This window comes from Pradoshia sp. D12, from assembly GCF_008935075.1.
GTDB lineage: Bacteria > Bacillota > Bacilli > Bacillales > Pradoshiaceae > Pradoshia.
Map to the genome: position 1 here is coordinate 1,948,430 of NZ_CP044545.1, position 26,819 is coordinate 1,975,248.

At 37.2% G+C, this 26,819-nt stretch carries 21 protein-coding genes; 10 read left to right on the forward strand and 11 right to left on the reverse strand.

Annotation, left to right across the window (positions count from 1 at the left end; translation table 11 throughout):
- Positions 1-73: 73 nt before the first annotated feature.
- Complete coding sequence (locus tag F7984_RS09460; protein WP_066103760.1) at positions 74-1,408, reverse strand: hypothetical protein; 1,335 nt, start codon at positions 1,406-1,408, stop codon at positions 74-76.
- A gap of 250 nt (positions 1,409-1,658) precedes the next feature.
- Here F7984_RS09460 and F7984_RS09465 point away from each other — a divergent pair, with 250 nt between their 5' ends.
- Positions 1,659-2,792, forward strand: a complete 1,134-nt coding sequence (locus tag F7984_RS09465) for a DUF2515 family protein (RefSeq protein WP_066103759.1) — start codon at positions 1,659-1,661, stop codon at positions 2,790-2,792.
- Between the two features lie 106 nt (positions 2,793-2,898).
- On the opposite strand, the gene F7984_RS09470 is transcribed toward F7984_RS09465, so the two are convergent.
- Positions 2,899-4,059 (reverse strand): mechanosensitive ion channel family protein, encoded by a 1,161-nt coding sequence (locus tag F7984_RS09470; protein WP_225983695.1) that lies wholly within the window; start codon positions 4,057-4,059, stop codon positions 2,899-2,901.
- A 231-nt stretch (positions 4,060-4,290) separates the two neighbouring features.
- On the opposite strand from F7984_RS09470, the gene ilvD reads away from it, so the two are divergent.
- The 4 genes from ilvD (at position 4,291) to F7984_RS09485 (ending at position 8,511) form a co-directional block, all read left to right on the forward strand.
- Positions 4,291-5,979 carry a dihydroxy-acid dehydratase gene (gene ilvD / locus F7984_RS09475; RefSeq protein ID WP_192796846.1) on the forward strand — a complete coding sequence of 563 codons (1,689 nt, stop codon included), beginning with the start codon at positions 4,291-4,293 and terminating at the stop codon, positions 5,977-5,979.
- Between the two features lie 276 nt (positions 5,980-6,255).
- The gene (locus tag F7984_RS19370) at positions 6,256-6,435 is read left to right on the forward strand and encodes a hypothetical protein (protein WP_225983696.1); all 180 of its coding nucleotides are present in this window, start codon (positions 6,256-6,258) and stop codon (positions 6,433-6,435) included.
- A complete protein-coding gene (locus F7984_RS09480; RefSeq protein WP_225983697.1) occupies positions 6,416-7,300 on the forward strand; it encodes an ArsR/SmtB family transcription factor in 885 nt (294 codons plus the stop codon). Before F7984_RS19370 ends, F7984_RS09480 begins: the two co-directional genes overlap by 20 nt.
- Positions 7,297-8,511 carry an MFS transporter gene (locus F7984_RS09485; RefSeq protein WP_140461472.1) on the forward strand — a complete coding sequence of 405 codons (1,215 nt, stop codon included), beginning with the start codon at positions 7,297-7,299 and terminating at the stop codon, positions 8,509-8,511. Before F7984_RS09480 ends, F7984_RS09485 begins: the two co-directional genes overlap by 4 nt.
- A gap of 155 nt (positions 8,512-8,666) precedes the next feature.
- On the opposite strand, the gene F7984_RS09490 is transcribed toward F7984_RS09485, so the two are convergent.
- Both F7984_RS09490 and F7984_RS09495 read right to left on the reverse strand, forming a co-directional pair.
- The gene (locus F7984_RS09490) at positions 8,667-9,470 is read right to left on the reverse strand and encodes a class I SAM-dependent methyltransferase (RefSeq protein WP_225983698.1); all 804 of its coding nucleotides are present in this window, start codon (positions 9,468-9,470) and stop codon (positions 8,667-8,669) included.
- A 163-nt stretch (positions 9,471-9,633) separates the two neighbouring features.
- Positions 9,634-10,506, reverse strand: coding sequence for a glycoside hydrolase family 73 protein (locus F7984_RS09495; protein ID WP_140461473.1), 873 nt, complete (start codon positions 10,504-10,506; stop codon positions 9,634-9,636).
- 657 nt (positions 10,507-11,163) lie between these two features.
- Between F7984_RS09495 and F7984_RS09500 the strand changes: the two genes are divergently transcribed.
- Genes F7984_RS09500 through F7984_RS09515 form a run of 4 tightly spaced genes read left to right on the forward strand, consistent with a single transcriptional unit; the run spans position 11,164 to position 15,995 of the window.
- On the forward strand, positions 11,164-12,297 hold the full coding sequence (locus tag F7984_RS09500; RefSeq protein ID WP_140461474.1) for an iron-containing alcohol dehydrogenase: 1,134 nt from the start codon (positions 11,164-11,166) through the stop codon (positions 12,295-12,297).
- A gap of 11 nt (positions 12,298-12,308) precedes the next feature.
- Positions 12,309-14,057, forward strand: coding sequence for a thiamine pyrophosphate-binding protein (locus tag F7984_RS09505; RefSeq protein ID WP_140461475.1), 1,749 nt, complete (start codon positions 12,309-12,311; stop codon positions 14,055-14,057).
- Between the two features lies 1 nt (position 14,058).
- Positions 14,059-14,994 (forward strand): bile acid:sodium symporter family protein, encoded by a 936-nt coding sequence (locus F7984_RS09510; protein WP_140461476.1) that lies wholly within the window; start codon positions 14,059-14,061, stop codon positions 14,992-14,994.
- Positions 14,991-15,995: an SDR family oxidoreductase gene (locus tag F7984_RS09515; RefSeq protein WP_140461477.1), complete on the forward strand. Its 1,005-nt coding sequence runs from the start codon at positions 14,991-14,993 to the stop codon at positions 15,993-15,995. The genes F7984_RS09510 and F7984_RS09515 overlap by 4 nt, the downstream gene beginning before the upstream one ends.
- 307 nt (positions 15,996-16,302) lie before the next feature.
- Here the strand turns inward: F7984_RS09515 and F7984_RS09520 are convergent, their stop codons facing one another.
- From F7984_RS09520 to F7984_RS09530, 3 genes are all read right to left on the reverse strand, one after another.
- Positions 16,303-17,130 (reverse strand): hypothetical protein, encoded by an 828-nt coding sequence (locus tag F7984_RS09520; protein WP_140461478.1) that lies wholly within the window; start codon positions 17,128-17,130, stop codon positions 16,303-16,305.
- Between the two features lie 184 nt (positions 17,131-17,314).
- A complete protein-coding gene (locus F7984_RS09525) occupies positions 17,315-17,599 on the reverse strand; it encodes a hypothetical protein (RefSeq protein WP_139891914.1) in 285 nt (94 codons plus the stop codon).
- A gap of 318 nt (positions 17,600-17,917) precedes the next feature.
- Positions 17,918-18,295, reverse strand: a complete 378-nt coding sequence (locus tag F7984_RS09530) for a PH domain-containing protein (protein WP_139891913.1) — start codon at positions 18,293-18,295, stop codon at positions 17,918-17,920.
- Positions 18,296-18,543: 248 nt separating this feature from the next.
- On the opposite strand from F7984_RS09530, the gene F7984_RS09535 reads away from it, so the two are divergent.
- Complete coding sequence (locus F7984_RS09535; protein ID WP_139891912.1) at positions 18,544-18,843, forward strand: TIGR04104 family putative zinc finger protein; 300 nt, start codon at positions 18,544-18,546, stop codon at positions 18,841-18,843.
- A gap of 44 nt (positions 18,844-18,887) precedes the next feature.
- Here F7984_RS09535 and F7984_RS09540 read toward each other — a convergent pair whose 3' ends face one another.
- From F7984_RS09540 to F7984_RS09555, 4 genes are read right to left on the reverse strand one after another with little or no spacing between them, the layout of a single operon-like run.
- Positions 18,888-23,351 (reverse strand): coiled-coil domain-containing protein, encoded by a 4,464-nt coding sequence (locus tag F7984_RS09540; protein ID WP_140461479.1) that lies wholly within the window; start codon positions 23,349-23,351, stop codon positions 18,888-18,890.
- Complete coding sequence (locus F7984_RS09545; RefSeq protein ID WP_139891910.1) at positions 23,329-24,075, reverse strand: DUF6063 family protein; 747 nt, start codon at positions 24,073-24,075, stop codon at positions 23,329-23,331. The genes F7984_RS09540 and F7984_RS09545 overlap by 23 nt, the downstream gene beginning before the upstream one ends.
- Complete coding sequence (locus tag F7984_RS09550) at positions 24,068-25,588, reverse strand: hypothetical protein (RefSeq protein ID WP_225983723.1); 1,521 nt, start codon at positions 25,586-25,588, stop codon at positions 24,068-24,070. The genes F7984_RS09545 and F7984_RS09550 overlap by 8 nt, the downstream gene beginning before the upstream one ends.
- Positions 25,579-26,652: a Wadjet anti-phage system protein JetD domain-containing protein gene (locus tag F7984_RS09555; protein ID WP_140461481.1), complete on the reverse strand. Its 1,074-nt coding sequence runs from the start codon at positions 26,650-26,652 to the stop codon at positions 25,579-25,581. The genes F7984_RS09550 and F7984_RS09555 overlap by 10 nt, the downstream gene beginning before the upstream one ends.
- Positions 26,653-26,819: the final 167 nt, after the last annotated feature.

Here is a 26,819-nt window from a genome sequence, read left to right on the forward strand (position 1 = left end):
ACTCTTTCTCATGCTATGAGTCTTTTAGCTGCAAAAAAAAAGAGATTATTCATCTGAATAACCTCCCTTTTACTTACATGGATTCCATTTGAGTAGCTTGCTTATCTATGTCCTTATTATATTTTTGCACCACCATAAAAACGAATACTAAGCCAACCAATTCCCCAAGAGAAGCAGCTATGGCACCCGCTCTTCCATTTAATGAAGGGAACAGGACAACAAATGTCACTAAAATAATTACAACCGTAATCAGATTATAAAGCTGTGGCTTTAACATCGCTCCTGTTTTCTTGTTTAGCATTAAAATGCCCCCTAAGTAATCCACCCAAGGAAAAACAAAGGTTTTTATAATAAAGAATTGCAGCACCTGCAATGTCTCTTTAGCCAATGTACCGGTTGTGCCAAAGATCGTATCCATAAACCAGAAGCCTGCAGGTGTATAGCATAATATAAGCAATAATGTTGTAGGAACTATACTAAAAATCACAATACACTGAAAGACCGCTTTTTTGTTTGTATCATAAAATTGAAGAACGACCTGATGGGTGTACATAAAAAAGCTGATGATCAAATTCGTTACACTGAAGGCAAGAGCAAAAGAAGCGATCCCGAGATTTACATTGTCAATGAAGCTTAAACAAGCATAAATGATAGGTGTTACAAGCGTTTGAAAAGATAAGTAAAAGACCAATGGCGTATAAAACTTTCCAATCTCTCTTTGGGTCAATGGCTGTTCATCATCTTCATCCAGGTTCTCTGTCTTTATTAAACGATGGCCTCTCCAGATACTGATTACACATTCGATTAACATACCGGTTAAGAAAATGATGGCTCCGGCTATACTTGACAGTAAATCCGCATAATGGATGAAATAAAATGCAATTGCAATCATACCAATCAAGCGAATAATCACACCATAGGTCACCCATTTTGTTTCAAGATGATTAATCATAATTCCCTGATATAACGTACGGATGCCTGATAGTAAAATCACAACAGCTAAAACCTTAAAGGTGTTCATTAAAGCTGACATATTCTCAGGTTCAGCATTAAATAAATAAGTGAATATCCATTCTCCAAGCGGTGAAAACGCGACTAACATACAAATAAGCATTAAAGAAACGATGATTTTTATGAAAAAAGAGCAAATAGCCTGGAAGGTCGACTTCCCTTTTGCTAAGGCTGAGCTTGTTTGTCTGAATACTAAAGCCGGTCTTTCCATAATACTAAACAGTGAAAAAGCAATTGCATAGTTGGATATAATGACCTCCGCTGCTTCAGCCCGACTAAGTGTCCCGTTAATAATAACGTGAGATACCGAAGTCAAACTAGCTGACAGAGCCAATGGGATAAAGAATAGCAATATTTTTCCTAATGTATATTCCTCTGATGTCTTTGGTTGTTTCATGTCGTAACCTCACTTCTTTTCAATCAAACATTTTTTCACAAAACTACAGACTGAAATATCTAATATGTTCACTTTCATACGGAAACTGAACAAATTATTGACAAAGTAAAAGCTATTCATGCTGCTTATTAGATTACTCCTCCCAAGCGGCAATCGTCTATCTTAACGCTTTATGCATGTGTATAAACCGAATTTTCAAAGAATAAAATAGAGCACCTTTAATTATTTTTTATTAGAAGGAGATATATTTATGTCCTTTCCCTGGTTTAAAAAGAAAAAAACAGAACTATCCGGAACATTAACTGAAATGAAAAAGATGCTTGATCAAAAAAAGAAAGTAATATACAAAATGACGCATGAAGATGAAATGATTTTAAGAATGATACGTGAAAAAACAAGCTTAGCCAATCAGAATAATATTACCAGGACTAAAGCCTATCTTTCTTTTTATCAAAACCATCCAGAGATCCATTGGTCATTTCTTGCCCATATGGTTTCCAGAAATGCCGGATGGAATATGACTGACTTAAAGGGTACTTGTTTATCAAGATTGCTGGAGAAAAAGGAAGCTGAAACATTCTTTTTGTTTTTAGAACGGGGCAATTGGTTGATTTTTAATGATGCCTATCCTCAATTACTCATGTATGAAGAATCACTTAAATACGGTCGGAATCTCGCCTACTTATTGCCTCATTTATTTGTTTCAGCGTATATGCAAACTGTTTGGACTTACTTTTGGCAATATAAAGATTCAGCTCTTCTAACGGTGGCACTTATCATAAATGAACAAAACCATTTAGAAGAAACACTCATAAAAGAACCCAATATCCATAATCAGGTCCTTGTAAAACCTGAATTTTCTCTACAAGATCATTTATCAATGAATCAAATTTTATTTCCTTATTTGAAAAATAATACGAAGATCAGTTTTGCGGGTAAAACGATCCATCACTTTGAACAGCTCGATAGCCGGATTCAAATTGGAAAGGATTTGTATACGTGTTTATTTAATGATAGAAGTTTGAAGAAAATTGAACAATGGGCATTAAATACGCCGCATACAGGCTCAAGAAAGGATTATTGGCCGCATCTTTTTAATGATATAAATGAAGAATTTCCAGGAAAAAAGTATAAAGTTCGTTTAAGAGAATGCAGGCTGCTATCTGGATCTCCTCACTTTTATAGCCCTTCACTCTCATATGTATGGAAAGATGTATCGCACTCGCCACCTCAATATACAGAATGGTATAAGGATTCAACGATTGTAAAGGAAATGGTTCTGAGTATGAATCAAACTATTGAAAATGTAGAAGTTGATTATTGTAAAACACTGGAGAAATTGGAGATGGCTTGTGTGGCAAAGAATGTATTCCCTCTTTTTTAAATATGGTTAATATCTAAGGTTTTCTAGCACTGTTATAGTGAATACTCTTTATAAAAGAAATATACCACTATGAATCACTTAATTCACAGTGGTATATTAAAATGATTTAATTTGATCTTTCTTTTATTAATGAAAACTCAGGATCAACAGAAACTTTTTGCATAGGCACTGCCAAAGATATTCCCTCTTTTTCTAACAGCTGCATGATACTTAAATTGATTTGATGTTTAATTTGGACATGTTCTTCCCAGGCAGTAGTATTGGTAAAGAAATAAACTAGTATTTTTATATAATGATCTTTAAATTGATCGAAGGCTACGACAATGGTGTCCTGATGAACACCTTGATGTGAGCGCAGCAAATGTTTAATCTCCTCTATTAGATTATCAAGTTGATCTGTCTCCCTTTGGTAGGCGACGTCCAAATGAAAATCGATTTTTCGTTTTCCCATTCGACTCCAGTTCGTGATTGCATCGCTGGCCAGCGTAGCATTAGGTACAGTCACTAACGCCTGGCTGAATGTACGAACCTTTGTACTTCTAAAGTTTATATCCTCCACAGTTCCTTCAACATTAGATGTTAAAATCCAATCACCGATAGAAAAAGGTTTTTCTGTGACGATTACAATTCCGCCAATTAAATTACCAACAGCGTCTTTAGCTGCTAAGGCAAAAGCTAAACCACCCAAACCAAGACCGGCTACCAATCCATTTACGTCATAATCAAATTCTTGACCGATAATACTAATGCTGATGGCTACGATAATCACTCTCATGGCTCTGGATATAAAGGGAATGAGGATCAAATCGATTTTTTGATTCATTTTCTCATTAATATTTAATAAAATACCTTGTGAAGGTGAGGACAAATTAAATAATCCCCAGGTAATCAAAAAGATAATCATCGAACGCAATAATTTTAAGAAAAAAGGATTATGTTGATTGATGAATGGAAAGTACTTTACCCCTATGTACAGACCAATGATAATAAACAGCCAACTGATCGGTTTTTCAAAGCTTTTAAAAACTTGAATAAATAAATCATTTGGCTTATCCTCTCTCAATTTTAATATCAACTGAAAGACATACTTCGTAACTAGCTTCCTAAAAAGGATGAATAGCAAAACAATCCCTAATGCAATCCCAGTGTTAACCCATTTCTCATAGTCTCCTTCATATAAAGTGACCATTAACTTGTAATCTAACAAACGATCAAATCCTTTCTGTCTTGATTGAAGTTCTACTACCAAGTCAGAATTTTTATCCATATTATGAAACGTCATGTAAGTAATACGCATTATTTTACCCTGATTTTCAATAAAATGAAAATAATGTGTCTTCAAACGAAGAGAGTTTCAACAAGTATGAAAGTTACATCAGCAATTTACGATATTTATATAAAAAATATAATTCTTTTCCAATTATGATAGGATATTACTTCATTTAATGTTAAAATGTTGAATAATTCTAAATATACAGATAAATTTTCCTAATTGGAGATGATTGTCATGACTGAAATGCGTAGTAATATGATAAAAAAAGGAATAGATCGCGCTCCACATAGAAGCTTACTGAGAGCGGCTGGTGTAAGTGAAGAGGATTTTGGAAAACCATTCATCGCGGTTTGCAATTCCTATATTGACATCGTTCCTGGTCATGTACATCTGCAGGAATTCGGAAAGATTGTAAAGGAAGCAATCCGTGAAGCGGGTGGGGTTCCGTTTGAATTCAATACTATTGGTGTCGATGATGGGATTGCTATGGGCCATATCGGCATGCGTTATTCTTTGCCGAGTCGTGAAATTATTGCGGATTCTATTGAAACAGTCGTATCAGCGCATTGGTTTGATGGAATGGTTTGTATTCCAAACTGTGACAAAATCACACCTGGTATGATGATGGCTGCTCTTCGTGTCAATATCCCAACTATTTTCGTCAGTGGCGGACCAATGAAAGCTGGTAAAGATAAAGATGGCAACTCCCTCTCCCTCACTTCCGTTTTTGAAGGTGTCGGTGCCTATCAATCCGGACAAATTGATGAAGAGCGACTGCAGGAGCTTGAACAGGTCGCCTGTCCAACATGCGGTTCATGTTCCGGAATGTTCACCGCGAACTCAATGAATTGCTTAGCGGAAGGCTTAGGTTTAGCTTTACCTGGTAACGGGACAATCCTTGCCGTTGCAGAGGAAAGAAAGGATTTTGTCAGACAATCAGCCAAACAGCTGATGCAGCTCATTAAAACAGACATTAAACCGCGTGATATCGTGACCATCGATACGATTGATAATGCATTTGCTCTTGACATGGCCATGGGTGGTTCAACGAATACAGTCCTTCATACTCTCGCATTGGCTCATGAAGCTGGATTCGAATACCCGATGGAGCGTATTAATGAGATTGCCAGCCGAGTCCCCCATTTGGCAAAAATAGCGCCGGCATCTGATTATCATATTGAGGATGTACATAATGCCGGTGGTGTCAGTGCTATTATTAATGAATTGCTGAAAAAGCCGGGTGCTTTAAACGGAGAATGTATAACTGTCTCTGGCCAAACATTGAGAGAAAACGTGCTGGGCTGTGAGATTTTAGATTATGATGTAATTCGTCCTTTAAGCAATCCACATTCTGAACGTGGCGGCTTGGCTGTACTGTTTGGCAATCTTGCACCAAATGGTTCAATTATTAAAGTTGGAGCGGTCGATACCGAAGTTGGCGGCTATCACAGAGGCCCTGCTATTTGTTTCGATTCTCAGGAGGATGCTTTATCAGGTATTATTACCGGCAAAGTAAAAGAAGGAGATGTAGTCGTCATTCGTTATGAAGGCCCAAAAGGCGGTCCTGGTATGCCGGAAATGCTCGCTCCTACCTCGCAAATTGTCGGAAGAGGATTGGGCGCAAAAGTAGGCTTAATTACAGACGGACGTTTTTCGGGTGCCTCAAGAGGAATCAGCATTGGCCACATATCACCTGAAGCTGCTGAAGGCGGTCCCATTGCCTTTGTTGAAAATGGCGATATCATTGAACTTGATATGAATAAACGAACCATTCAACTGGAAATTTCAGACGAGGAATTTGAACTCCGCAGAGCGAATTGGAAAGGTTTTGAGCCAAAGGTAAAGACAGGCTATCTGGCACGATATTCGAAACTCGTCACTTCCGCCAGTACAGGTGGAGTTATGAAAATCTAATGACTAAGGGATGTAAACAACTGTTTACATCCCTTTTTACATGTTGTTTATTCCGGTGAATGCTGAAACTGTATTGGTTCATGCAAGTTCACTAGTGGTAATCATATAACCAAATTGGTCATCAAGGAAGTCTATTTTCCTACTAGCGGCAACTCGAAATAACACATATTTAAATCGATTAATTAAGAGGAAAATAATTTTATTTTCCAAATATATTGAATATATGATTCAACTAATTTAGAATCTGAATATAATCCAAAAAATGGAGGGGATTAAATGCAGGATCTTTATTCGTTTGAATCGATAGAATCGCTATCTATGCAAGTAGAATCTTCACCAGTTTGGGAAGTTATCCTTGGTATTGCTGGCTATACTCATGAAAAGATGCGGCATACTTTTGAGCAGGAAGCAATATGGTCCTCTTTTCGAAAACAAGTTGCCAATATCTCTTTCTAAGGATTTAAAAGAAATCGAAGATACAAACCTTTGGTATGGACTGATAATGCTGCAAGCAAAATTTTCTTCATCTTCTATTCAGGAGTTTCTTGATGCTTTGGCTGATATTTCGCCAAATACTTTTTACGAAACCGTTCTTCCATATAAAAATCGAGTCTGTGAAGAAGCACGTAAAAATACAGCGATTAATTATAAGGAAAAGCATTTGTTTACTGAGTATAGTAAACATTTTTCAGAGCATGATTATTTGGGAGACTACGTTCTTAATCTTGGTAAATATCAATTCAAAGAAATATGTGTCCTCTATCAAACCATTATAAATGGATGGTATCAATGGGTAAGAAGCTTCGAGGAATGGAATAAATGGTTAAAAGCACTGGAATTTGAAGAAAAACAGCATCAATCATTGGAAGAAAAGAATCCCACCGAGATCATTGAGCAAATAAGCGGCCGAGCGAATTATATACCGGAACCTTCCGTATGGTCTGTAAAGATGGTCCCTCATGTTTCTTATCGGCCATGGATACTGGAAATTCGAACAGTAGATACCAAACTGATCTTCTATCCAGTTAAAGAAGACTATTTTAGGCAATCAAATGTACCTTCACAGGAATTAATTGCTGGCCATAAAGCGCTTGGGGATGAGCTCCGCTTAAAGCTGCTTCATCAATTGATTAAAGGTCCAAGGTCCCTGCAGGAATTAAGCGTCCAATTTTTAATTTCAAAGACAACTCTGCATCATCAGCTTTCCATTTTAAAATCGGCCAAATTTATTCGTGCGGATAAAGGAATCTATTCAATCAATGCCGCTCAGCTTAAAGATTTTTCAACTAAGCTATTTCATTATTTGGGTAATCCTTTATGAAAAATTATTCAAAATCGTTTAAAGCTCTTTGGATTGGAGAAATTGTTTCTGAATTAGGCGGAGCAGCTGGTGGAATTGTAAATGGATTACTACTGTATGAATTGACTGGTTCGAAAGAATGGATGGGTATACTTTGGCTGATTTATTTTATCCCTTCGTTAATTTTACAATGTATTAGCTCTCCATTTTTAAATTACATGGTTAAAGAAAGACTTTTGCGTAATATACAACTGATTCGCTCATTCGCTTATTTACTTCCTTTATTGGGTTTTATTCTGGTCTCAGAGAATGGCGCTATTATTGGTTTATTCATATTGCAATGCTTACTGGGTTTAATGCAGCCTATTTACGCAAGTCTCTCTTTCTCCCTTCTGCCGGAGCTTTGTGAAGAAAAGGAACTGGTAAATGCCAATGCATTATTGGACGGCACACTTCGTCTTATGAGCTTTCTCGCACCGGGAGCTGCCTCCTTATTTTTATTATTCATCCCCATTCACTTCATCTATGTCTTTTCTGCAATCATGTTCTTAATAAGCTTTCTATCTCTTAAACGGCTGCCAGATAATCCCAAACAGGCCGTATCTCCATGGACAAAGCGATTTTGGTGGAAAGAGATGAAGGAAGGGTACAAAATATTTTTTCAATATCCAGGTCTTTTCCGATTGACCCTCCTCTCTTCTACCGTTCAATTTGCCGTGGGAGTCACAATGGTTCTAAGTGTGCCTTTTATTAGAGGAAGTTTGGACGGAGAATATTGGGAGTATGCGATCTTTTCTGCAGCCTTTCCTGTTGGTTATGTTATTGGCACATGGATATTAACGAGTCTTCCTAAGTCACCATTGTTTATGTACATCGGTTTAATGGGGGGAGGCTTATCTTTCATATTATTATTTTTCACACATTCTATTCCTTATGCATGGCTGTGTGAATTAAGTGGAGGTATATTATTCCCTCTGTTTAATGCACAAAGTGCCGCCATGTTCCAAAAAGGTGTAGCAAAAGAACGTTTAGCACAATTGAGCTCCGTTCGATTATTTTTCCTCCGGCTCACTATGCCATTAGGAATTCTGTTTGCCTCCTCTCCATTTTGGGATTTAGGGGTAAGGCCGGTATTTCTAATAATCGGAACGATCATTTTGGTTCCCGGTTTATTTTACTTTTTAATAACGCTCAAGAACGCACGAAGCACATCCTTTATACAAGTAAAGTAAAGGATTTAATGATAAATAAACCGAGGATTTTAGATTTAATTCTCGGTTTATTCATTGAATGATTGAGACATAAAACCATAAACACCAACCCTTTTTATGAACTCTATTACCTCCTCCTTTATGGCTGGACATCAAAGAAATAACTTCCTTATTTATCAATTCTTTAAGCCTAACTTTACAGACAATGATACTGTTTCTTTATATTCTCCGGACTGACAAACATCTAGCAAGGCTTCTCTAAGCTCCTGTTCAAATTTTTCCACATTATTTTCAAGAAATCGTTTTGAACCGAAAGAGGTGGAATATAGGTTTCCAAGGATTGATTCAATGTTCCAAATGATGTCGTATGTAGGTGATTGGTGAATCTCTAAATTGAATTTTGAGTTAGTTAGTACTTCCTCATGACTTTTAATCGGATGGGTATAGGTAGTCTTTCCAGCTTTTCGATCAGTTCCATACCATTTCTCTATAATTTCATTCATTCTTACCTGCCATGTTGTAAGTGGTTGATTTGGATTATAGTTGTCTATAATAGCTACTCCTCCGCCATCCGTAATGATTGGAAAAAGTTCCTCTAAAATCGTTGGTCTGTCCATCCAATGAAAGGCTTTAGCGATAGTCACGAGGCTATATTGTTCATTATGTACATATTGATTTAGTGTTCCATTAAACCATTGAATTTGCCCTATTCTAATCTCTTGATGTAGACGTTTCGCTTCTTCAATCATTTCTGGTTCAGTATCAATCCCAACGATTTTTTTACACCAATCAGAAAATCTGATTGTGAGGTGTCCTGTTCCACATCCAAGATCTAGGAGGTTCTGCTCTCCATTTAAAGAGAATTTCTCTACTAGAAATCTAATTAGTTCAGAAGGATACATAGGCCTGTATTTTGAATAATACATAGCAGATCCCTTAAACAATTCGTCTCCATACGTATTCAAATGATCACCAACCAATCTTTACATTAAATAATTACTTAAGTCACTTTTACAGTTACCATTTATTTTAGCAAACCTCATTTAAAAAAGTTGGAAATTTAATTCTATGCAGTTAATCCAAAATCACCTATTAAGAATAAAAAACAAGCGTATGTGCAAAAGTAGACACATACGCTTGTTTTTATAATTTATCTGACGTGACATTGCTATCAATTAGCTGTAATTGATATTGCTGAATAATATCAGTTAACATTTTACTGTATATCTTTTCGCCTTTTTCATTCTCAGCCGTACTGTAGCCGGCATCTTCCAATGCTTGAGCCTGTTCCATATAGGTGTTAGCCTCAAAAAGGCCATGCTTTTCATAACGTTGATTTTCTTTAAGAAATGCACCATGATCATCGATTGACTCATCAATCGAATTATAGGCTCTGAAATAACTTTTCGTTTTTTGATTATGAAATTCCGTTGTGTCCATGCTTGCAACAGCCCCATCCCAGTTATGGCCTTTAATGCCAAATAGGTTATTATACTTCTGAGATAGTCCTGATTTCCCCCATTCAGATTCCAGGATAGCCTGCGCAATTGTGATGGAAGGCAATATACCATATTCCTTATAATTATCTACAGCGGCACTTTCAATTTCAGCAATAAATTCATATTGATTGCTTTTATTACCTTTTTTAAATGAATCCAAGTAGGTTATATAGGATTTCACCTGAGATTTCTGTTCATCTGTATATTTTAAAGTATCCATTACTTCTTCAATATTTTTAAGCTTATATTTGTTTCCTTCTTTTTCGATAAACAGATTAGTGGTTTGTTCGATATTATAAGGTTCTACAGTGTCTATATTATATTCAATAGCTGCAATAGCTGCGACGTTTTGCCAGTTGGCCTGGACTTTACCTTTACTTGCGTCATCCACTATTGACTGGATTTCCTTCATTCGATCATTCGTAATAAAAGTCTTTTGCTCAGTCGGGGACATTTTCCAAAGAACAAATATCATAATCGCAATCATTGCGAAGAATACTAACTTTAAAGGTTTCATTTGATTTTCTCCTTTTGACAATTCGACATTTAACCGGAAGAAAGTCAGGATTAGCAGTAGATAACCACTATAAACGTTATCTAGTACGTTATCAAATTATATTGTATCAAATTGAGAAAAACATTAAATGAAAATTACTTCAATAATATGTAATGTTTGGTAATCTGTATATTGATAAGGAACAAAAGTGATTAGTAAAATAGGAAAAGAATCAAAGAAGGATTAATTTCCACCAAGGAAAATTTATAATAAAGCTATTGGTAGTAAAGTGGCAATGATATAACTTACTCCTTCGATTATGATATGAAGCAAGTTTTCTCTTTTAAACTTACTGACTAGTAATTCTTCCAGTAACAATTAACGTTTTTTTCTCTATTGAATTAAAGGAATATCAATGATATTTACTTGAAAAAAATATGACATAGTTTATTTCATCCTAAAATATTATCTTGTTATCAAAATCAAATAATTTAAATTTTCTGAATTAATATTGCTTTTGAAGTTTCAAGTCTTTATAATCTTCCTTAGATATAATAATAGAAACCTATCTGCACGCATTAATGTAAGCGTATACATTAAGCTGAAGGAGTGATCTTTATCGAATCTATTTTAAAACCTGCCATAATCTTGACAGGCGGGTTTAGTGGAATACAACTTATGGAGACAATTCGAAAGCTGCAAATCAAGAAAGCTTTTATCATGATTTCAGTAAAGCTTTACAAAGATGCGAAAAAACATCTCTTCTCAACGCTTGAAAAAGAAGGGATATCGTTTCAGCTCTATATTTGCGACAAAGGTGAACCATCCTTTAGTCAGGTGAGAAAAACCACCCATACAGCTCTCTCAAAAAGCTGTGATGGTGTTGTGGCAATCGGTGGTGGCAGTGTGATTGATCTCGCTAAGGCCGTTTCCGTCTTTGCCATTAATTCAGAGCATACTTTACTTACCATCCAGCAAGAATCCATCATTGAACGTCTTCCCTTGATTGTCATACCAACCACAGCTGGTTCAGGATCAGAAGCAACAAAAGTTATGGTCATTACTGACGATGAAACTGGCATTAAACGCAATCCCTCTCATCCAAGTTTTGTACCGGATGCGGTCATTTTAGATTCCTATTGGACCAAGAAATTACCTCCGGCCATCTCCGCATATACAGGATTAGACGCACTTACACATGCAATGGAAGCTTATGTTTCAACAAAAGCAACCGAATTAACAGACTACTATGCTCTTCAAGCCTTCAAGAAAATCACCAACGCCCTTCCAAACGTTTACATAAAAACAAATAACCAACAAGCCTATGATGATATACTTATCGGCAGTTTTTATGCTGGAATAGCATTCTCTAATTCATCAACTAATTTAGCACACGCCACAGGCAGAGCCTTAGGGATAAAATATAAAATCCCCCATGGTTTAAGTGTTGCACTCCTGCATCCATTTGTAATTGACTTCGGAATTGAAGATGCAGAAGACCGTTATGCAGAACTGGCCGTTGCTATTGGACACAACCCCAATGAAAGCAAATCCGCCCTGGCAAGAAAAATACTTAAACTGATCTATCAATATAACGACCAGTTTCAAATTTGGGAGACAGGCAGACCATACATCCCAATGGATCAAATGTGTTCCTCACAGATAAAGGAATTAACGGCGCTCACTCTTTGCGGCAATGGTATTGACACAAACCGCAGGATTCCAACTCAAGAGGATATTGAAAATATTTTCCATCAATTATTTCAAGTATTGAACCCTGATTTGATTCATCAATATAATCGTAATGATTAAGGAGGAATATTATGGCTGAAATGAGTGGCGGCGAAGTCATTGCAAAAATGTTAAGCCTTGAGAATGTTGAAAAATTATTTGGCATCATTGATGGAACTTATTTTGGATTTTATTCAAACTTACAGAACCATGGTATTGAATTGATTTCTCCACGTCATGAGACTAGCGCAGCCCACATGGCTGGAGCCTATGCCAGATTAACTGGTAAGCTTGGAGTTTGCATGGCCAGCAATGGGCCGGGAGTAGCCAATATCCTTCCTGGACTAGTTGTCGAGCAGGCAGAAGGTAACCGGGTGCTTGTGATTACCAGTGCCAGGCGGACCGGCATCATGTACCCAGACCGTGGAGGTACCTATCAATGCTTTGATCAGACAGCAGTGATTGGCCAGATTGCGAAATGGAGCGAAGCAGTTCCTTCATTCGATAGGATTCCAGAAATGCTCCGCACCGCCTTAAGAAAATGTTTCGAAGGACGCCCAGGAGTCGTTCATCTTGATATACCGGAAAATATTCTCAATACGAAAGTGAAATGTGACCTTTCATTTTGGAGGGCTAGCCAATATCGTGTAACCCAGCCACCTGAACCAAATAAACAACAATTAGATGAAACGGTTGAACTGCTTATATCAGCTAAATTTCCTGTTATTCATGCTGGCAGTGGAGTCATTCATGCACGCGCCTTCAATGAGCTTGAGAAGGTTGCGGAATTATTACAATCGATGATTACAACAAGTTGGGCAGGACGCGGCGCTATTTCAGAGAATAACCGCCTTATGCTACCAATGGTTCATATTGAAGCTAATAACAAGGTTCGCAATGAAGCAGATGTGCTTTTAGTGCTAGGCTCAAGGATAGGAGAAACAGATTGGTGGGGAAAAGCACCTTACTGGAACAATAACCAAAAGGTAATTCAAGTCGATTTAGATCCTTCTATTCTCGGTGCAAATAAGCCAACTGAGGTCAGCATACTCTCAGATGTAAAAATCTTTTTAGAAAAATTATATCAACGACTTCTTCCCTTCAAGGATCAATTGAACTACCTTCAGCGCGAAGCATTGCTATCCAAATACCTTGAAGATAAGCAAAAGCACAGGGATAAGCTTAACGAACATCTAAATGATCATGCCACTCCGATGAACTCAGCTCATATTCCTGCTATATGCAGTGATGTATTTCCAAAAGAATCACCACTTGTTATTGATGGCGGCAATACAGCCATCTGGACAAATTTCTATTATAAGGTTAGAGAACCGGGAACAGTCATTTCGACATTTAAATTCGGGATGCTCGGGGCAGGTGTCGGTCAGGCGCTCGGCGCAGCTGCTGCTAAGCCAGATGTACCTGTCTGCTGCATCATTGGAGATGGAGCAATGGGCTTTCATCCACAAGAGATTGAAACAGCGGTGCGGAATGGCTTGCATATTATCTATATCGTTCTTTGCGACCGTCAATGGGGAATGGTAAAAATTAATCAGCATATAGCCATGAAGCCAATTAAGACCTTAATCAAGAAAACCCTCAGCCCTGAAGAAAGCATTAATACAGACCTGGGCAATATCAATTTTCAACAGTTAGCTGAAAGCATGGGTGCACATGGGGAATATGCCAATAATCCAACTGAATTCCGCGAGGCCCTTGAGCGTTCAATCCGAAGCGGGATTTGTTCGGTTATTCATGCTGATGTAGATCCAGTCAAGCATATGTGGGCACCAGGCTTAAAATATTTTAAAGAAATGCATGCTGAACCAAGGGGTAAATAGCATGAATATCGATGATATCCAATTAAATTTCAACGCAACTTCACTGACAATTATGAATATCTTAATCGGGTTTATCATGTTTGGGGTCGCTTTGGACTTAAAATTGGCAGATTTTAAGCAAAGTGTTAAAAACCCAAAACCGGCTATAATCGGGCTGTGTTGTCAATTCGTCTTGCTTCCGGCATTTACGTATCTACTCGTTCTTATCATACAGCCAAGACCAAGTATCGCTCTAGGATTATTTTTGGTAGCTGCTTGTCCGGGCGGCAATTTATCTAACTTCTTGACCTACTTAGCTAAAGGTAATACCCCATTATCCATCAGCATGTCGGCTATTTCAACCGTACTGGCTATTTTTATGACTCCCTTTAACACCTTGCTTTGGGGTTCTCTTTATGGACCAACAGATAGTTTGCTCAAATCCTTTACTATCAGTCCGCAAGACTTGCTAGTGACAATCTTTCTAATGCTCGGGTTACCGCTTGCTATCGGGATGTATATCAATCATAAATATCCGGAAAAAGCCCAGCAAATCAACAAATGGGCGAAAAAAGCTTCTATTGTTTTCTTCCTAGGCTTTGTCATCGTTTCACTGGCAGCAAATTTTAAATATTTTATTGAGTTCATTGGGATGGTTGCGATCATTGTATTTATTCATAATTTACTTGCCATAGTCATTGGTTACACCACTTCCTCGCTGTTAAGGCTTCCGATTGCTGATCGTCGGGCCATCTCGATTGAGGTCGGGATCCAAAACTCAGGACTAGGACTTGTTTTGATCTTTAATTTCTTTGACGGACTAGGTGGTATGGCCATAGTAGCTGCCTGGTGGGCAATCTGGCATATTATATCTGGGCTTACCATTGCTACTTATTGGTCAAAGCGGCCACCTCATAAAGAAACCGTCCAAGAATCAGCCAGGAGTGTGAAAACATGAATGTACTCATAACAGGCGCGGCAGGTTATTTAGGAAGCCTTCTTGTCCAACGACTATCTGTGGCAGAAAAAAACGGGAAACCTATTCACATTATCGCTACTGATATTCAAGAAAAGCCTATATTTTATTCCGACACTACCATAGAATATGTACAGCTCGATATCCGCTCAGAGGATGTACATAAGGTTATGGCCACATATCGTATCGATACGGTCGTCCACCTGGCTTCTATCGTTACACCAGGAAAAAAGAGCAACCGTGAACTGGAATATTCCGTTGATGTTCTCGGTACAGAAAATATTCTAAAGGCTTGCGTCAGCAATGGCGTGAAACGTCTTATCGTCTCCTCAAGCGGTGCTGCATATGGCTATCATCCAGACAATCCTGATTGGATTACAGAAGATGTGCCGATTCGGGGCAACAAGGAGTTTGCATATTCCTATCACAAAAGGTTGGTTGAACAGTTATTAGCTCAATATCGTCAAACTCACCCAGAGCTGGAACAGGTCATCTTCCGAATAGGTACCATCCTTGGCGAGACAGTGAACAACCAAATCACCGCACTCTTCGAAAAGAAAGCATTAATCGGCATCTCTCGATCTGATAGCCCATTCGTCTTTATTTGGGATCATGATGTCGCTTGCTGTCTCGAACGGGCCGTTACAGGTGATGTGACAGGAATCTTTAATATTGCTGGTGATGGTAAGCTAACAATCGATGAACTTGCCTATATATTATACAAGCCAGTCATACGGATCCCTGCATTAGTCGTAAAATGGGCTCTTTATATCTTAAAACGATTATCCCTAACTCAATATGGAGAGGAACAGGTTAACTTCCTTCGCTATCGACCTGTTCTTGATAACACTAAAGTGAAAAACATTTTTGGATATACTCCAACTTATACAACAAGAGAAGTATTTGAATACTATCTGAAGCACAATGCTAAAATGAAAAGTCAACGTCATCAGTACCGAATTGATGAAAAATCCTTCAATTAACGTATTTATTTCATTATAATTCGGTAACCTTAATTGATAATTTACAAATAGGAGCAGATGCCAAAAGTTCCAAGATAAGTCAAGATGATTACATCTTAGTGCTAAGTACTAAACTTAAAGCCAGGTTCGCCAATTGAAATTACTTGTAATTATCTCGACTAAAATGAATATAGGGAACAAGACGTGTATCAGTTCTTAAATAAGGGTGGCCATACGTTTGTTACTAGCCTTTTGGGTTCTATAACTAAAAGGCGTTGTTTTATTTAATAACAGTTTTCCTAAAAAAAAATTTCTCTTCGTGTCCTACTTAAGTTTCAAATAAAGTCCCATTTAACGCTTGTATATATCGCTCAGCAGATTTTTGAACGGCTTGTTTGGCATCCTTCTGAATGATACGATGAAAAGCGTTGTAAATCCGGTCAAAGTTCATTTTGGCTACTTTATCGGCTATGTCCATTACTTTTTTAGCAGGCAAGGGAATCAGATTGGGATAACTATACATAAAACTAACCCATTTACGATCAGCCACCACCTGAATAATATCTCCTGTCAACAAAATTCCTTTATGATGATTTCCTTTATTCCATTCAAGGACAGCGCCACCTTTAAAATGGCCACCTAATCTGTGAAGGATTAATCCTTCAGACAACTTTAAAGATTCTCCTGACCAAAATACAATTTTTTCACTTTTTCTTAATACCCACTCCTGGTCGTCTTCGTGTATATAGATTGGGATATCAAAGGCTTCAGCCCATTCTATCTGACTGGAATAGTAATGAGGATGTGACAATGCAATTGCATGTAAGCCACCCTTTTTTTTAATTTTATCGACGGTTAATTGGTCAATATAAGTAATACAGTCCCATAACAATGTAAAATTATCGCTTTGAACGATGTATGCTGTCTGACCGATACCTACATCTGGTTCTGTTTTCATACTGTACAAATCTTTTTCTTCATACTTTATTTCATTTTTAAATTGTTTTGAAGATACCATCTCTTCCATTGTTGTCCACTGCTGCCCATTACGATTAATATACTGTCTTTCCTCACTGCAAATTAAACATTTCACCGGTGGGTCATTTAAGCAGTCCGTTTGTGTCCCGCAAGTTGTACAAATGTAAAGTGTACTCATTTTTATATCACCATCCCTTTAAATTGGTTCAGTTGTTTATGTGTTAAGTATATTAATTACCAAGAATTTTTACGTCCTGACAAAGGATGATATGATCTACAACTTAAGTCGCAAGTACTCCTGTATTTGTTAGATAAATAAAAGAGACCAGTTTCTATTTAACTGGTCCCCGTTCATTTGTTTCTTATTTAATTAGTGTCTTCTGAGCCCTAAAAAACTCAGTAAATGCAGCATTGATTTCCTTCGTTACTCTGAACTTAGATTTGCATCCAGTACAGCTATAACGGAAACCGCCTTTTTTAACATCCAAAAAGCCTATGAACATAAATATCGGGATTAAATACCAACCCGGCATTGGAATGCAGCACGCAATTAAAATAGCCAAAAACATCATATCTGAGACTGTAATTAGTTTTTTCACTTGATTTCCTTGGCATTTTCCGCATTTTACAATTTGTTGATCATTCATTATAATTCCTCCCTTTCATAATAATGAAAGCGCTTTAATAATTAGAATTAGGCAAAAATATTTAGTTCAGTTTGGTAAAACGTATTCATATCGTTCACAATTTAGACACATATTATAATATTCGTCACAAATTTATAATGTCCTTCATTATTTACAATTTATACAAAAAAAGATTATTTATTAGTATGGTTTTTTATGATTATATGAAGCAAAAAGACTACGGATTGTATTTGTTATGATGGGATTAGGTAAGAGGAACAATAAAAAAGGGAGAGCGTTTTAAAACGCCCTCCCATTATTAATTGATTATTTTTTTATTTATCCACAAACATAATACGCAAGCAATTTTTGAACATCTTCAATACTATTGCCTTTTTTGAATGTCTTAGTTATCGGCATGTCTGCTCCAGATAACCAAATTTTAAGCTCAGCATCCAAATCAAATGTTCCCGCTGTTTCTGTACTGAAATGAGTGATACTTTTGTAAGGAATGGAATGATACTCGATTTTTTTTCCCGTCATTCCTTGTATGTCTACAAGAATAAGTCTGTTGCCCGTAAAAACAATCATATCCCTGATTAACTTGTAAGCTTGTTGAACTTCTTCACCTGGAAACAATACTTCTTTTAAAGATTTGGATACTTCATCCTTACTTACTGTTGAAGAATTACCCATTAACCCATCCAAAATTCCCATCTATGTATCCTCCTTTATATTTCTGAATACTTAAATTATACCTTACAAATGATTTTATATAAAATGGAATTAAATACTATAATATATTTGTACAAGTGTTCGACAAAAAAGATACAGGTTCTGTATTTATATGAAAGATATGAATTTACAAATAGGATGCTTGGTGGATGTAGTTCCATCTTTATTTCCATACCCCACTCCATTTTTTTATTAGAGATTTAAGGATATTCATTAAAGGAGGAATTACAGTGCCAACTTGTCAAAACTGCGGCAGCAAATGGTCATGGAATGATTCATTTAAAAAATTAGCATCATTCCGCAAAAATATGAAATGTAATGATTGTGGAGCTAATCAATACCAAAGCATGTATTCAAGAAAAATCACATCTATTGTAGTATTATTTCCGCTGATAACAATTCCTATTACGGTACTGTTTAATTTATCTTTAACTTTTGTCATAATCATCGAATTAGTGTTGATGCTTGTTGTTTTATTATCAATGCCTCTTTTTTTACAATTGACTGATAAAGAAGAGCCGTTATGGTAAAAAGGGAGACTGCTTAGAATTTCAGCAGTCTCCTTGTCTTCTATTTAACTTTCTAAAACTTCCTCTTCCTGATAAATTCGATAGGCAGGTACCACTGTATCTGTCACAATCTCTTTACCATTTTCACGGACAAAATCAAGTTTATAATAAGAGTCAAAGCGCTGGCTGATCTCTGTTTTCACCAATTCAGGCGGTGTAACAACGATTAATTGGAATTTCAGTTTTTCTGCCACCGCAAAAATTGGATCAAGGACGTGCGCTGATGCCGCCTGACCAAATGGATTATCACATACTAATGATACCCAGCTGTTATCTGCTTCACTCTTAACCGATAGGAGCATCATCATCATGACCATCCGCGCAGATAATTTTTGGCCGCCGCTTCCGTCTGACTTCGTCTTAGAACCTTGGTTAATGGTTTTCCAGGTTGAGTAATGTTCCTTCTGAGGTCGTCCATACATGAACGCGTTATCTGTACGCATATTATAAACAAGCAGCTCAGGGAAACGATTGCGAAGAGAAACAAATAGTATTTGTTCATCACTGATTAATTGTTTGATTTCAACCTCTAGCGCTTTATTATGGTCATCAATTGTCTCGAATTGCTTCGTGATTTTATCAATTGCCATAACGAAATGCTGCTTTAAAAGTGGCTCCACCTCTTCCGCATTTTTAGGCAATAGATCTTCCTTCAATTGGACCAGCGGGAATGTCCCACGCTCATTTTTGATTTTCATTTTCGCAATCATGGAACGTATAGCATCGGACATACTCATAACCTTCATACTCGCTCGACTTGCCCAGAAATCCTGCGCCTTTTCAGCTCGTTCTTTATCACGGTCCAATTGCTCCAAACCGCTTCTTGAAAATCGTTTCATATTCGAAATAATGGTTTCAATATGAGCGTAATGGCGCGTATCCATGTGATCTAATGAGGTCAAAACTTCATTTTTAAAACGAATCTCCCAATCTTTATCCTCAATCGTCAGCTTTAGCTTACGAAGCGATTGTTCAAGCTTGGCATGTTTAACCTGTTTTTCTTCAAGGAAGTTTTGGTGAGCTTCACACCAGGCTAATATACACGATTTTCCTTGATTTTTGATTCTCTCCACGACCTCATCTGTATAAGGTACTGGATTTTCCTTGAGGATTACGGATAATGTTAGTTGGTCTCCCTCATATCCATTAATACGTTCGTTTGTCTCTTTCAACTTCTTCTCAGTCTGATCCAATTGTTTTTTGGTTAATTTAGTTCGGTCTTTAATTTCTACCTCTTTAACATCCAGATCCTGATCTTCCCATTTTTCCGGCTCTTGTTCATGCTTGCTTAGCTTTTTCTGTGCTTTTTTCGCTTGTTCATTTGCCAGATTAAGAGAGGTTTCCGCAACGGTTACTTCCTTATCCTGCTTACGCTCCTCTTTATCTGCTTCTTTCGCTTCTTTTTGAGCAGTTTGCTGCAAACCCTCTAATATACTGATAGGTTCATCAGGTACAGGTCTTTCTCTCCAATCTTCATGTTGCTTTGCTAGCTTCTTCTCCAATTTAGACTTCTGAGACATTTCGGCTTCTTTCTGAGCTTTTAATGTAAGTAATTCCTGTGCCTGTTCTTCCTTGGAGCGCTGCAAGAGTTTTAATTCATTCAATTGCCCCATGATCTTATCTAATATATGCAGGGATAAGCTTGGTACTTCATCGTTACCCTCCATTTTTTCCGCAGGTGGAAATGAAGCGGAATGAACAAATTGCACGATTTCCTTAATACTCTGGTCGATTGCCAATTTCCATTCCAAATAGGTTTGATTCCATTGAGCACTTCTATCGTTCAGCTCATCTAAATCCTTGGCAATCTCAGCCTGTTGTGCAATAAGAGTAGCTTTATGCACTTCTTTAGCTTCAAGTAATTGTTTATGTTCTTCATATTTTTCTTTTTCCAGAATAAATGCTTCCAATGCATCTACATGTTTTCCACATTCCTCGATTCTCACTACCTTTTGATTGAGTTGTTCACGTAATTGAGCATGTAATTCTTTTTCTTTATCGAGGATTTGAACAGTTCGTTTTAATTCCGTATCAGCCTTGGATATTTCCTTTTCTTCCTGTTCAATGAATTTGGCAATATCTACACATAGATCTGTATCCGTCATTCTGTTTAATTCGTTATATAAACGGCGAAGAGATCGCTCTGATTTTCCAAGCTCGTCTAAAACATCTTTTTTCTCTTCGATTTTCTTGGAAATTGCTATCTTCCATTTCATAAATTCATTACGGTTTGTGATTAGTTCATGTTCCTCACCGTGCAAAACAACAAAAGAAGATACAGGAGTACCATTCATCTCTTCTCTCAAATATACAGGTACCGGGCTTTTAAATAGCCTTCCCTGTAAAAGATGATGATTGATCTTTTCCCATTGATTCCGGCTTACGACTAACCCAAACGGTAAAAGAGGATAGGACTCCAGATGATGAAGACGTTCATCTTCATCCAATGATTGCAGGTACTGTGTCCCATAGAATACATCTATTCCTGTTTTTTCATCAATCCACTCTTTAAACTCTTTTAGATCCTGATTAGCAATCCAAAAATTCTCATCGTTTAAATAATGGTCTAGCTGACTCTCCCACAGTTCTTTTTTAACCTGTTCACTCTCTTCCTGATTCTGCGTTAATTGACCTTCAATTCCGGCAGCGTATTTGGATAATAGAGCATGGGTCAAGGATGGTGAGACATCATCCAAAACTAATTTCATCCGTTCTAAAATAGAGGATTCTTTTAAATCCTGCTTTTGGTATGCCTCTTTCCAATTATCTCGTTTGGAGTTCAGATGTTTCAGTGACTCACGTAATGTTCCTAAGGAACCAGACAGTTCATTTTGAAACTCCTGTGTTTGTTGATCCTTATCCTGCAGTTGTTTTAACTCTTCCTGAAGCTGAATTAGATTTTGTTTAAAATGACTGATTAATCCAGATAAATCATATGTGATGCGGTCACCAAATTGGGTGGACATATCCTTTGATTTCACTTCAAAAGATTGAAGCTCATCCTGAATGGAAAGAATTTCCGCACTTAATTTAGCAATTTCAATCGTCTTTTGTTTATCATGACTACTTGATTCTTTAATCCGTTTAGTCAGATACTTTTTATAAGCATGGTACTGGTTATTGGATTGGGCAATATCTAGATTGGCCTTTTCCCATTCCGCTGTAACCTCGGCTTTAATTTCTTCCATTCGTTGATTCACTTGTTCTAATCCACTGTTTTGTTCAAGTTTACTCATTTGGTCAGTCAGATTAAGAATCGTATTTTCAAATTCACTCCATTCCTTTAATAACAAGGAGAAAGTGAATTCGTCCCTTATTGCTTGTTTTTCAGCGACAACTTCCTTCAACTGTTCGTGTTTCTCTTTGTTTTTCTGAAGCTGCTCTTCCCATTTACGTACATCCTGATGGGCCTTGGCATACTCCAAATTATCTTTTTCAAAGCGTAGGACAGACAGTTGCTTTGTTAATTGTTCAATCTCTGTTTCTAGTGAGATCAATTCTTCTTTTTCTTGTTTAATGACATGCTCCAAAGCACCGAGGAGCTGCTGGCCTTCCTTCGTACTTGCTTGTACAATTTCTTCATGCTCTACACCAATTCTGACATGATCTTCAAAAGGAACTATATCCTCTAAAAATTCCTTGTGGGCTTGTTCTCTTTTAAGTAAAACCGGCAAATCCTTTGCGATACTGGCCTGGCTTTTAAAGATTTCGATTAGGTCATTCTTTTGAGCTTCAGCTTTATTTAATACCTGGCTGACCGTCGGGATAATTCTCTTTTGAAAAAGGGAATGATCATCCTCCGCCCCTTCGAAATATTTACCAACTCCGCCTTCATCCCTATTAATCTCTTTCATAATGTCCCAATCTTTTCGATTAATGCCATATGTATCAAGAATGCGGTAATGTTTTTTTATGTCTCGATAAACATCGAATCCATTCCATTTAAAATAATCCTTCAGTTCTTCCGGATCAGCAACTTGCCCATTCTCGTATAGAGGAATATGCTCTAATGCTACATCCTCTTTACGATCAAATTCTCTGGCATAAAAAGTGATATTAGGAACAATCTTGGCTTCTCGCTCATCTGAACCCGTTTCCTCATTGAGATCCTCATCCAGCAGTTTCTTTTGCTCAGCAGAGAACATACCACCAGTCACTAAATGGCGCCCGTCAGAACCATCCAGTTCCCATTCGATTAATATGTGGAAAGTATACGGTGCAAATTGTTCCTTTTTATTAAAGAAAAATTGTTGGTAAAAACGATTATTTTGTTTGCCCCATGCTGTACCCGGTTTGAGTACCTGAAAGATGGATTGCAGGAAAACCCCTTTTCCACCACCATTCATCATCGCGATTAATCCGTTTGTTGATGTTTGTTCATTGTGAAAATCAAAGGTTGTGTCCTTATATTGCTTTTGCATCCCGTCATATTTCAGTCCGACGATTCTAATGCGATGGATTTTCGGCATGCTCCTGTTCCTCCGTTCTCATAAGTTCCTTCATTTGTTCATAACGGTCATAATCATGGTAAAGGAATTCAATCCGTTCAAATAACTCCATTTTAGGAACAGCTTTTGGTATATCATCTTTGTCCAAAATCACAATCAGCCCTTCAGTTTCGAGCAGTCTCATAGCGCTCGTAATCAGTCCGATACGCGTGCGCCTGTTCCCTTTCTTTGTACCGAAATCATCCGTTTCTATGACCATATGGACCCATGTAGTCACGATATCCGGCATATCAATGGCTTGTTCCTCGCCAAAGGATGGGTCCTCCTTTAACATTCGATTCCAGTTTGTAATCAGTTCATTAACCTGGCGTTCCAATGCATAATAGGTTATCCCTTCACGCTTTGTCCGAATTCTGGCTGCCTGATTCTTATCCACCATAGCCAAAAAAGCCATTAGGATGACACTCATTAAATTAAAATACTTCTTATTTTCTATTTGTTTATGCTTATCCTTCATATGGGTAAAATTAGTCGCAAAGACTGACCCTGCCGGCTGTACAACTAAATGGATACGTTTAGGCGATTCTATAATATAGGTTCCGGATTCATCTGCTAGTAATAGGACAGTTTGTCTGACTTCCGGCTCATAGTAGGTTTGAAAATGCTCGCTCGTTTCATCAATTACTTTTTCTTTTAATAAAGTAAAGTACACATGCGAAGCTTTTTTTATAATCTCATTATTCATTTATTCTTAGTTCCTCCCGGAAACAAATTTTAAATGGTGTCATTTTGGTCCCATACCAATAGATTGGATCTGATCGATGATCAAACTCCGTATAAATATGACGGCCTTCCAATGATAAAAATTGTGGATATTCATTCATTAATCGATGAAGGAGGATTTCACGTTCATCCGTCAATGTTTCCAATTTCCTTGTCGGAGACATGATTTGGAGAGGTTTTTTATCAAACAACATCCATAAATCAATCGTTTCACTTTCTTCAAACCATTGATCCTGTACTTCCATAGGCATATCTGCTAAATCCGCTAATGAAAATTCTCCATATTGCTGTAAATACTCAAATACATATTTCCATGCTTTAATAACAGAGGACCAATCTGTTACTCGCTTGATTAATTCTTCTTCTTCATCCTCATCTTGATTCGTATCTTCTATTTGGAGAGTATGCGCCGATTCCTGTTCCATCCAAATCCAGTCCAATGGGAGAATAAATTCATTTTTGGGTGAAAACAACGGTCCAATAATTTGATCAATCAAATCGAAATCCTTAATTCCCTCTTTCATTAACCAGTTTTCATAAATATGCTCCCGGAATGAAACAAGGCTGTTTTCCCAAAATAGAGAAGGATTTTCTGCTTTTAATTTCATCTCATATGAAATATTTTGAATAACCAGCTTTGCAAACCGGTCATGAAGCTGTCTGGTATGTTCAATTTTTTCATGGAGAAGAATTAATTCTTTTTGAACCAATCCATTTTCTTCCGTACGTTTCGCTTTTTCAATCATAGACGAGATGGTACGGAAATGATTTTTCTCCTCCTCAAATTGTTCTTCAATCTCCCACCTGTTTTCCTCTCTCTGGTGTTCTTGCTCCAGGAGAAGAATTTTCGGGTTGTTCATCATCTCTTTCTGAAAGGAATATTCCTTTGTCATTAAACGATTCACTCTCGAAATGAGGTGATCTAAATTCCGTGTCGCTTTTTTGAAGTTACCATTTTTAATCAGCTGCATACTGTATAGCTGTTCAATCGTAATGGAGAACTCTTCCGCCATTTCCCGACTCATAAAAATCATTTCTTGTGCAACATCAGTTAATTTATAAACGATGGATCCACCCATCTCCAGGTTTGTATACAGTTCATCCATCATCACATAACGAAAGGTTTGAGTATCCCATACCTGTCTCGTTTCATCAAAATATAAGGATTCAAATGGCTTGCTGTATTCTTCCTTCCCCTGAAATAAGAGACCATTCGTAATTCTTTCTATTTGCTTTTCATCAGCCGTCAGCTTCATTTGTTTAATGCTGTCCTCAACCATATGTAAAATGTCGGTTTTTCTACGGCCATCATCATCATTTAATTCACGATAGAACATGGTCAGTAGAACTTGCATTAATATAGTCTGTATATAGGGCTTGAGTTCACCGATTTCCATTCCTTTTCCCAATTCGAACAAAGGATTCAATCGTTTCATCCTTTGAGAAAAGCCTTCCCACGATTCGTTCACATCCATCTCCTCCACGTTTCAATCGTTAAAACCTCTTGCGGAATTCGGTTTTTGGTAGCCCATAATTCATTTAAGCTGTTTTGCTCCTCTTCCGTGAACCAGGAAAAGAATCGTTCCCTGTGTATTTCATTACGTACCTGTCCTGTCTCCGAATTTGCCTGATCCATGCAGTCAAGCATTTTGCGGTAGATTTTTAAAGCAGGCTGAATGGTGCATTCTTGATATTTATCTATCAATCTCATACAAATGCTGTAGCCCTCTGCATCTAAGTCACCTACATAATAAAATAAATAGGAGGAATCCTTCGGGAAAAGTTTAAAGAAGAAGGAGAAGCTCCTTTCTATCTTTTTACCTTCACCATAAATAATCAGTTCCGGTTCGTAATCTAATATTTCTTCTTCCAGCAATTGAACGCAAGTATGGAAGAATGATAGATTTTCTACTATTAATACTCGTTTAATATCCGCTATCTGAACACCCGGCTTTAACCAAAATACAAACGGTTCTCCAAACTTCATACTTTTTAATTCTTCCATCGAAACGCCAATTCTTTGTAGAAATCCCTTTCCCTCAGGGAATAGATCAGAGTCAGTCAGAAATTTTTCATGCCCGAAAAGCTCAAGGCTCCGCTCTTCCAGCGAAACAATTTGTCTATCCTGACTTGATTTTAGAAACGAATAAAGATTTTTCACCCTGAACCATTCATCTTCCGTTTGCCATTCCGGATGGTTTTCATAATAAGAAAAATCAAATCGATCATTCAGCTTAAGCATCTCAAGACGATCCCATTTAGTGATTTCTTTTTTGATATTAACCCAATAAAATAATGGCAAGGCTGGATGCCGGCCATTTGTTTGTTTATTTAGTATCGGTATAAGAATATTTTCTTCAACGAGTCTTTCGATAACATCGTGAAACAATGTATACCCATCCATATCAAAATAGTCTTCTATATGTATTCTTAATTGGCTTTCCAAGACATTTACATTTAATTTTTTCTTTTGCTGAGGATGCTGTATATCCTCTATAAATTGTCTAACTCTAACTTCAACCTTATTAATAACTGCCACCTTCTTCTTGCTTCAACTTACTTATAGGATTATATCAAAAAATAACCTATTTTCTCTTGGAGAATTTTGTCGATACGTATTATTATACACAAGATTTTCTGCTTTTCGGCTTATAAATAGGAAAAAAAGATGGCTAACATGATAGTAATAAAGTATTTTTAGTCATT